Source organism: Jatrophihabitans sp. (assembly GCF_036389215.1).
Classification (GTDB): domain Bacteria; phylum Actinomycetota; class Actinomycetes; order Mycobacteriales; family Jatrophihabitantaceae; genus Jatrophihabitans_A.
Genome location: NZ_DASVQG010000133.1, coordinates 1 through 8,478, shown reverse-complemented (window position 1 = coordinate 8,478; position 8,478 = coordinate 1). Strand labels below are relative to the sequence as shown.

General features: G+C 72.6%; 7 protein-coding genes and 1 pseudogene. 3 read left to right on the top strand and 5 right to left on the bottom strand.

Annotated features, from left to right (window positions below):
• The 3 genes from VF542_RS06215 to deoC all read right to left on the bottom strand — a co-directional run.
• Positions 1 to 771 (bottom strand): aldehyde dehydrogenase family protein (locus tag VF542_RS06215; protein WP_408650830.1); only part of this gene is annotated, 771 nt, incomplete at its 3' end.
• Between the two features lie 162 nt (positions 772 to 933).
• Positions 934 to 2,373 (bottom strand): aldehyde dehydrogenase family protein, encoded by a 1,440-nt coding sequence (locus VF542_RS06210; RefSeq protein ID WP_408650828.1) that lies wholly within the window; start codon positions 2,371 to 2,373, stop codon positions 934 to 936.
• A 71-nt stretch (positions 2,374 to 2,444) separates the two neighbouring features.
• Positions 2,445 to 3,386, bottom strand: a complete 942-nt coding sequence (deoC, locus tag VF542_RS06205) for a deoxyribose-phosphate aldolase (RefSeq protein ID WP_408650829.1) — start codon at positions 3,384 to 3,386, stop codon at positions 2,445 to 2,447.
• Positions 3,387 to 3,501: 115 nt separating this feature from the next.
• On the opposite strand from deoC, the gene upp reads away from it, so the two are divergent.
• The 3 genes from upp to VF542_RS06190 all read left to right on the top strand — a co-directional run bounded on the left by upp (position 3,502) and on the right by VF542_RS06190 (position 6,262).
• Positions 3,502 to 4,125 (top strand): uracil phosphoribosyltransferase, encoded by a 624-nt coding sequence (gene upp, locus VF542_RS06200; RefSeq protein ID WP_408650827.1) that lies wholly within the window; start codon positions 3,502 to 3,504, stop codon positions 4,123 to 4,125.
• A gap of 275 nt (positions 4,126 to 4,400) precedes the next feature.
• Complete coding sequence (locus VF542_RS06195) at positions 4,401 to 5,318, top strand: hypothetical protein (RefSeq protein WP_408650826.1); 918 nt, start codon at positions 4,401 to 4,403, stop codon at positions 5,316 to 5,318.
• A 143-nt stretch (positions 5,319 to 5,461) separates the two neighbouring features.
• On the top strand, positions 5,462 to 6,262 hold the full coding sequence (locus VF542_RS06190; protein WP_408650825.1) for a hypothetical protein: 801 nt from the start codon (positions 5,462 to 5,464) through the stop codon (positions 6,260 to 6,262).
• Positions 6,263 to 6,338: 76 nt separating this feature from the next.
• On the opposite strand, the gene VF542_RS06185 is transcribed toward VF542_RS06190, so the two are convergent.
• Both VF542_RS06185 and VF542_RS06180 read right to left on the bottom strand, forming a co-directional pair.
• A complete protein-coding gene (locus VF542_RS06185; protein ID WP_408650824.1) occupies positions 6,339 to 8,132 on the bottom strand; it encodes a phospho-sugar mutase in 1,794 nt (597 codons plus the stop codon).
• A pseudogene (locus VF542_RS06180) lies at positions 8,129 to 8,478 on the bottom strand (purine-nucleoside phosphorylase); the annotation flags it as partial. The gene VF542_RS06185 and the pseudogene VF542_RS06180, both read right to left, overlap by 4 nt.

Here is an 8,478-nt window from a genome sequence, read left to right as displayed (position 1 = left end):
CAGCCGGGACATCCCGGGCTCGGCGGTGAGGTCCAGCGCCGCCGGGGCCAGTACCCGCTTGACGTTGCCGGCCGCCGCCTGCGCCAGCGGCACCCGGTCGGCCGGTGCGATCCCGGTCAGGTCGAGGCAGTTGACGTCGCGGTGACTGGCCAGCCACGGTGCCAGCTCGGCGGGCGAGCCGGTCAGCAGGTTGAGCACCCCGGCCGGCAGGTCCGAGGTGGCCAGCGCCTCGGTCAGCGACACCGCCGGCAGCGGCCGGTCCGCCGAGGCCACCACCACCACGGTGTTGCCGGTGGTCAGCGCCGGCGCGACCACCGAGACGAACCCGAGCAGCGAGGACTCCTGCGGGGCCAGGATGGCCACCACGCCGGACGGTTCGGGCAGCGAGAAGTTGAAGTACGGCCCGGCAACCGGGTTCGCCCCGCCCACCACCTGGGCGTACTTGTCGCTCCAGCCGGCGTACCAGACCCAGCGGTCGATCGCGGCGTCCACCTGAGCCGCGGCCTCGGCGGGCCCGGCTCCCTCGGCCGCCATGATCTCGGCCAGGAACTGCTCGCGGCGCCCTTCGAGCATCTCGGCGATCCGGTAGAGCACCTGGCCGCGGGTGTAGGCGGTGGCCCCGGACCAGCCGGCGAACGCCTTGCGAGCCGCCGTCACCGCATCGCGCAGGTCCTTGCGGGAGGCCTGCGCGGCATGGGCGAGCAACCGGCCGGCGGGGTCGGTGACCGGGTAGGAACGCCCGGACTCCGAGCGGGGGAACGCGCCGCCGATGTAGAGCTTGTAGGTCTTGCGGACGGCGAGGCGCTGAGCGGTCCCGGCTGGCGCGGTCCCGGCTGGCGCGGTGCCAGCCGCCCTGGTCCCGACCGGGGCGGTGTCAGCGGGGGCAGTCTCTGCCCGGGGGGCTCGGGTCTTGCCGGCCGGCTTGCTGGGCACTCAGGCCTCGCTCTCGAGGTAGGCGGCGAGGCCGTGGCGCCCGCCTTCACGTCCGAAGCCGGACTCGGTGTAGCCGCCGAACGGCGAGGTCGGGTCGAACCGGTTGAAGGTGTTGGCCCAGATCACGCCGGCCCGCAACCGGTTGGCCATCCACAGGATGCGCGAGCCCTTCTCCGTCCAGATCCCGGCCGAGAGCCCGTACGGGGTGTTGTTGGCCTTGTCGACGGCTTCCTGCGGCGTCCGGAAGGTGAGCACCGTCAGCACCGGGCCGAAGATCTCCTCCTGGGCGATCCGGCTGGCCTGGCTGGCTCCGGTGAACACCGTCGGCGGGAACCAGAACCCCCGGTCCGGCAGGGTGCAGGTCGGCGACCACCGGGTGGCGCCCTCGGCCTCGCCCACGTCGGCCAGTTCCCGGACCCGGGCGAGCTGGACCGCGGAGTTGATCGCGCCGATGTCGGTGTTCTTGTCCAGCGGGTCACCGAGCCGCAAGGTCTGCAACCGCTCCTGCAGGGCCGCGACCACCTCGTCGTGCACCGATTCCTGCACCAGCAACCGGGAGCCCGCGCAGCAGACATGGCCCTGGTTGAAGAAGATCCCGGTGACGATCCCCTCGACCGCCTGGTCGATCGCGGCGTCGTCGAAGACGATGTTGGCGGCCTTGCCACCCAGTTCCAGCGACAGCCGCTTGCCCGAGACGGCAACCGATCGCTGCAGCTGCTTGCCGACCGAGGTCGAGCCGGTGAAGGCGATCTTGTCCACCCCGGGCTCCTCGACCAGCGCCCGCCCGACCGCCGGGCCGCCGGCCAGCACGTTCACCACGCCGGGCGGCAGGTCGCACTCGGCGATGATCTCGGCCAGCGTCAGGGCGGTCAGCGGCGTCGTCTCGGCGGGCTTGAGCACCACGGTGTTGCCGGTGGCCAGCGCCGGGGCGATCTTCCAGGCGGCCATCAGCAGCGGGAAGTTCCACGGGATGATCTGGCCGGCCACCCCGACCGGGCGCGGGTTGGGGCCGAAGCCGGCGTGGCCGAGCTTGTCGGCCCAGCCGGCGTAGTAGAAGAAGTGCGCGGCGGCGTTGGGGATGTCGACGTCGCGCGATTCCTTGATCGGCTTGCCGTTGTCCAGCGATTCCAGCACCGCCAGTTCCCGGCCGCGCTCCTGGATGGCCCTCGCGATCCGGAACAGGTACTTGGCGCGCTCAGCGCCAGGCAGCCGCGACCAGCTGCCGTCATAGGCCCGCCGGGCGGCGGCGACCGCGTCGGCGACGTCCGCCTCGTTGGCCTCGGCGATCTCGGCGAGCGGCTCCTCGGTCGCCGGGTTGATGGTCTTGACCGCCTCACCCCGGCCGTCGCGGAACTCCCCGTCGACGAAGATGCCGTACGAGGGCTTGAGCCGGGCGATGGCGCGCGACTCCGGTGCCGGGGCGTACTCGAACGCGGTCACTGCTGTCCTTCCGGTTCGCAACCTGCCGGCTGCGGCGGGTCGGCGGGCGGCTGGGTGATCGACATCGGCCGTCAGTCGATCGAGACGTAATCGGGGCCGTCGTAGGCACCGGAACTGAGTTTGTGCCGCTGCTGCAGCAGATCGTTGAGCAGCGAGGAGGCGCCAAACCGGAACGCCCGCGGATCCAGCCACCGCTGGCCGGCCACCTCGTTGACCATCACCAGGTAGCGGATGGCCTCCTTGGTGGTGCGGATCCCGCCGGCCAGCTTCACCCCGCGCACCTGACCGGTCCTGGCCTCGAAGTCCCGGACGGCCTGCAGCATCACCAGCGCCACCGGCGGTGTGGCGGCCGGGCTCACCTTGCCGGTCGAGGTCTTGATGAAGTCACCGCCGGCCAGCAGGGCCAGCCAGGACGCCCGCCGGACGGCGTCCAGGGTGACCAGCTCGCCGGTCTCCAGGATCACCTTCAGGTGCGCGTTCCCACAGGCCTGCTTGACCGCCACGATCTCCTCGAACACCCTCAGGTAGTGCCCGGCCAGGAACGCGCCCCGGTCGATCACCATGTCGATCTCCGCCGCGCCGGCCGCGACCGCGTCGGAGACGTCGACCAGCTTGGTCGCCAGCGCGGCCCGCCCGGACGGGAACGCGGTGGCCACCGAGGCGACCTGCACCTGCGAGCCGCGCAGCGCCTGGACCGCGAAGGGCACCATGTCGGGATAGACGCAGACCGCGGCCACCGCCGGCGCGCTCGGATCCGACGGATCGGGCCGGACCGCCTTGCCGCACAGCGAGCGCACCTTGCCCGGGGTGTCGGAGCCTTCCAGGGTGGTCAGGTCGACCATCCGGATCGCCATGTCGATCGCCCACGCCTTGGCGCTGGTCTTGATGCTGCGGGTGGCCAGCGCCGCCGCGCGCGCCTCCGCGCCGACCTGGTCGACGCCCGGCAGGCCGTGCAGGAAGCGGCGCAGCGAGGCGTCGTCGCGACCGGCCTCGGCGAGGGCGGAGGCGACCAGGCTGGCGGCGTCCGGCTGGCTCAGGAGAACACTCACGCGCGCCAGTCTAGGCCGTGCGACGTCGCCGCTCGCGTCCGAAGGCCGGACGTCGGGAAGCCGCCGCTAGGCTCCTGGCGTGCAGACCGTCGTCGTGGACCACCCGATCGTGCGAACCCGCCTGTCCGTCATGCGGAACGAGGCCAGCAGCAACGCCGAGTTCCGGGCGGCGTTGCGCGAGCTCGCGACGCTGCTGGTCTATGAGGCAACCCGGGAACTGCCGGTGACCCAGGTGCCGATCACCACACCGGTCGGCCCGACCCTGGGCACCACGCTGGCCAACCCGCCACTGCTGGTTCCGGTATTGCGGGCGGGGCTCGGCATGGCCGAAGCGGCGTTCAACCTGCTGCCGGAGTCACAGATGGGCTTCGTCGGGCTGGCTCGCGACGAGCAGACCCACCTGCCGGCTGCCTACATGGCCTCGCTGCCGGACTCGCTGGCCGGCCGTCCGGTGCTGGTGCTCGACCCGATGCTGGCCACCGGTGGCTCGCTGGTGCATTGTTGTGAACTGCTCGCCTCTCGCGGGGCAAGCGACATCACGGTGATCTGCGCGCTGGCGGCTCCGGAGGGGATCGCGACGGTCGAGCGCAGCGGCCTGGCCGGCCGGCTGTTCACCGCCAGCATCGATGACGGCCTCAACGCCAACGCCTACATCGTGCCGGGCCTCGGTGACGCCGGTGACCGCCAGTTCGGGCCCCGTTGAGCGGTGGCGCACCGTACAAGCGGTTGCGCCAACCCGTACAAGCGGTGCGCCAACCCGTACAAGCGGTTGCGCGAACCGGGATACCGGTGACGGCGTACCGGGAAACCCGGTTGCGGCAGCTCGTATCAGATGAGATGTTTAAGCACTCCTCAGCCTGGTCATATAGATGAGGAATCAAATCTGGTCTGCCTGCCGTTGCCTCGTGCAACGTTCTCACCGGCGAAAGCGTCTTTGTCGGTAGACCGCAGCCGCGCCAGACGTCAGGAGTTCGCCGCATGTTCGAAGAGGTTCCGCGGGAGCGCCGCGGGGTGGCTCGGCTGCTGCCCGTCCGCCGCGTCGTTCTCGGGCCGTTCGTGCTCGGCGGCGGCATGCTGCTGGCCACACTGGGCGGCTCGGTCGCGGTAGCGGCAGCCGCGGCGACGATGATCACCGCCTCGGCGATCGGGTCCAAGGACGTGCCGGCCCACCCGGGCCACCCGGTGTCCTCGGCCAGCGGCAGCCAGCAGGCGCACCCGGCCAGGCGGTCACCGGAGCATCACCGGCCTGCCACGCCGGCCACCGCCGGCCGGTCCACGGCGGCGCACCAGCGCGGTGCGGCCGCGGCACCGAGCATGCCGCACCCGGTTGCCGTCCCCAGCTCGGCCGGCGTTGCGCTGCCTGCCCCGGCCCCGGTGGTGCCCGCCGCGCCGCCGGCCCGCGGCATCGACCCGACCGCGGTGCCCTCCGCCCCGGCCGATCGCCCGTCGGTGACGCCGGCCCCGTCCAGCAGCGCTCCGCTCGGCAACGCGGTGATCCACGTCAGCGGCTACCGCCAGGCCACCGAGCGGCTTGCCTACCAGTTCGCCTCGGTGCGGCCCGGAGCCGGTACCGGTGGCGGCGATCAGTACCAGGTGCTGGCATCAGACACCTTCACCGCCTCGCTGGCGCCCTCGATCACCATCACCTCGGGCGGCGGCATCTGCCTGCCGGCCGGTAGCGCGTGCACCGTGGATCAGCTGATCCAGGCGGCCGATTCCGGTTTCTTCGCCGTGGTCGCGATCGACGCCCAAGGTGAGCTCCGCTCGATCATCGAGGTCGGTTACCAGCCCGCGACGCCGAAGCTGATACCAGCTCCGAGTACTCCTGCCGCCGGCGACAGCAGTAGCCGGCTGCGCCACCGGCATACCTCGCCCGCACCGGGTGCCACGTCCTGACGCTCCCGCGCCTGGCTTGTTACCGACTTGATGCCAAGCACTGCGGGTGGGACACCCGATTGGGTGTTCTCATGTACGCGGTGCTTCTCAACGCCGGCGAAGATCACCGCCGGGATGAAACGTGCCTGCCGAGAAGGTGTCAGATGAGCAAGCTAGCAACAGCCCTGGCCGGGGTACGCCGCCTCGGGCGGCCCCGCCTGCCGCGTGGCTCGATGCTGGCCCTCGGCTCGACGCTGGCCCTCGGCCTGGTGCTGGCCGGCTGCGCCGGGTCCGGCCGGCATTCCGGGGCACCGGCGGGCACCTCGCCCGGTGCCGGCTCCAACCCCCCGGCTACCGATTCGACCGCGCCCAGCGCCACCGGCAGCACACCGGCAGCGCCGTGCCAGCGATGGTTGTGCGCGCCCGAACAGCCTGAGCAGCTCGGCGGTGGCTATACGGTGCGGCTGTGGTCGAGTGCCGCGCCGACCGGGGTGCCGTCGCCCGATCTCAGCACGCCGGTGCTCCAACTGCTGCAGGACGGGCAGCATCGGCAATGGTGGGTCGGCCGATCCGGTTTCGGCTGGTCGGCAAAGCTTGATTGCCTCGCCGCCAGCGCGGCCGCCCCCGCGCACTGCGCGGTACTGGCCGAGGTCGGCTCGCACGCCGGCACCGCGGAGCTGGTGGTGCTGCGCTCCGGTGCGCTGGTCAGCTCACCGCGAGCCAGCGTGAGTTTCGACGGCGGCCGGCCGCTGGCGGCTGACCTCGACCACGACGGCTGGCTGGACGTGCTGGGCACCGAGAACGACTACAAACCCAACTACGCCACCGGCCACAATTACTGGGCCACCTACCGGTTCGCCGACGGCGGCCTGAACCGCACCGGGTGCGCCCTGCGCCGGAGGCTGGCCGAGCCAGCACCGGACCGGCTGCTGACCGGTGATTGCCCGGCGGTCTTCGCGAGCTAGGGCCGTTCGGGGCTGGGGTTCGGCCGGACAGCCATCCGACGGCTCAGGCCATGCCCACGGCGCGGCTGCCCACGGCTCAGGCCATGCCCACGGCGCGGCTGACCTCGACCGCCAGCGCCGCCAGCTCCTCAGCGGCCTGCCGCTCGGCAACCGCCACGCTCGCCAGCACCTCGTCGGCAGCGTCCCGGCCGGCCTCGGTAGCGACCTGGCCGGCTTCGGCTGCCGCGTCCCGGGCTGAGCCGGCCACCGCGTCCCGTGCTGAGCCGGACGCCGCGTCCCGGGCTGAACCGGCCGGCACCACCAGCTCCAGGTAGGCCTTGCACTTGGGCTCGGTGCCCGACGGGCGCACCACCACCCGGCCGCCGTCGAAACGCAGGATCACCACGTCGTTATCCGGCGCCAGGTCGGTCACGCTGACCTGCCTGCCCAGCAGCCGCGCCGGTGGCTCGGCCCGCAGCCGGTGCATGGCCCGGCTGATCACCGCAAGGTCGGTCACCCGCCAGGACAGCTGGCTGGTGGCGTGCAGCCCGTACTCGGCGGCCAGCTCAGCCAGCCGGTGCGGTATCGAGGACCCCCCGGCCTTGAGGCTGGCCGCCAGCTCGGCGATCAGCAGCGCCGCGGAGATGCCGTCCTTGTCGCGCACCAGGCCCGGCGCGACCGCGTAGCCCAGCGCTTCCTCATAGCCGTAGACCAGGTCCGGGGCGGCCCGGGAGATCCACTTGAACCCGGTCAGGGTCTCCGCGTATCCGACGCCGTGGCCGGCCGCCATCGCCGACAGCATCGTGGAGGACACGATGGTCGTCGCGTACGTGCCGTGGATGCCACGGCGCAGCAGCCAGTCCGCCAGCAGCACGCCCACCTCGTCACCACGCAGCATCCGCCAACCGCCCGGCTGGTCCCCGATCGCCGGGAACCGCACCCCCACCGCGCACCGGTCGGCGTCGGGATCGTTGGCGATGATCAGGTCTGCCGGCTCGCGCCCGGCCAGCGCCAGCGCCAGGTCCATCGCCCCGGGCTCCTCCGGATTGGGAAAGCTCACCGTCGGGAAGTCCGGGTCGGGCTCGGCCTGCTCGGCGACCTCGCTCGGCGCGCCGAAGCCGGCCGCCGCGAACACCGCCCGGACGACCGGAGCCCCGACCCCGTGCAGGGCGGTGTGCACCACGTCCAGCTCGCGCGGGGTGTCCGGGCGCACCAGGCCGGCCACCGCCGTCACGTAGGCATCGACCACCGAGTCGTCCAGCGTCTGGTAGTTCCCGGACAGCTCGATCGCGCGCACCGACTCGACAGCCCGGATGGCCGCCTCGATCTCGGCGTCCATCGGTGGCACGATCTGCGCGCCGTCGTGGGCATAGACCTTGTAGCCGTTGTCCTGCGGCGGGTTGTGCGAGGCGGTGACCATCACCCCGGCCACCGCGCCGAAGTGACCGACCGCGAACGCCAGCACCGGGGTCGGCAGCAGCCGGGGCAGCAGCCGGGCGTCGAAGCCGGCGGCAGCCAGGATCGCCGCGGAGTCGGTGGCGAATGACTTCGAACCGTGCCGGCCGTCGTAGCCGATCACCACGATGCCGCCGGCCCGTCCCGCCGCGGTCAGCTGGGCCGCCAGCCCGGCCGCGGCGCGCCGCACCACGGCGGTGTTCATTCCGTTCGGGCCGGCTCGCAGCGGTCCGCGCAGCCCCGCGGTGCCGAAGCTGAGCGGGCCGGCGAACCGGTCGCCGAGCTCGGCCAGGGCGACCGGGTCGCCGCCCTCGGCGCCGGCCAGCAGCGCTCGCAGCTCGGCGACGGCAATCGGGTCGGGGTCATCGGCGATCCAGCCGGTGACCTCGCGGTACAGCTCCCGGGGGTCGCTCCAGTCGGGGGCTAGGACGGTCACAGCCGGCCGATCAGCTCGACCAGCAACCCGCCCGCCCGGACGGCGGCCGCCTTGCCGGCCGCCAGCACCTCTTCGTGGTTCAGCGGCTGGCCGGTCATGCCGGCCGCCAGGTTGGTGACGAGTGAGATGCCGAGTACCTCCGACCCCTCGGCCCGGGCGGCGATCGCCTCCAGGGCGGTGGACATGCCCACCAGGTCCGCGCCCAGCACCCGGGCCATCCGAACCTCGGCCGGCGTCTCGTAGTGCGGCCCGGGGAACTGCGCGTACACCCCCTCGGCCAGGGACGGGTCGATCTGGCGCATCAGGGCTCGCAGCCGCGGCGAGTACAGGTCGGTGAGGTCGACGA

What these genes read in the sequence shown, in the direction of transcription:
- VF542_RS06195 (WP_408650826.1), top strand. Translation starts at nt 4,401, where the DNA reads ATGTTCGAAGAGGTTCCGCGGGAGCGCCGCGGGGTGGCTCGGCTGCTG.
- VF542_RS06190 (WP_408650825.1), top strand. Translation starts at nt 5,462, where the DNA reads ATGAGCAAGCTAGCAACAGCCCTGGCCGGGGTACGCCGCCTCGGGCGG.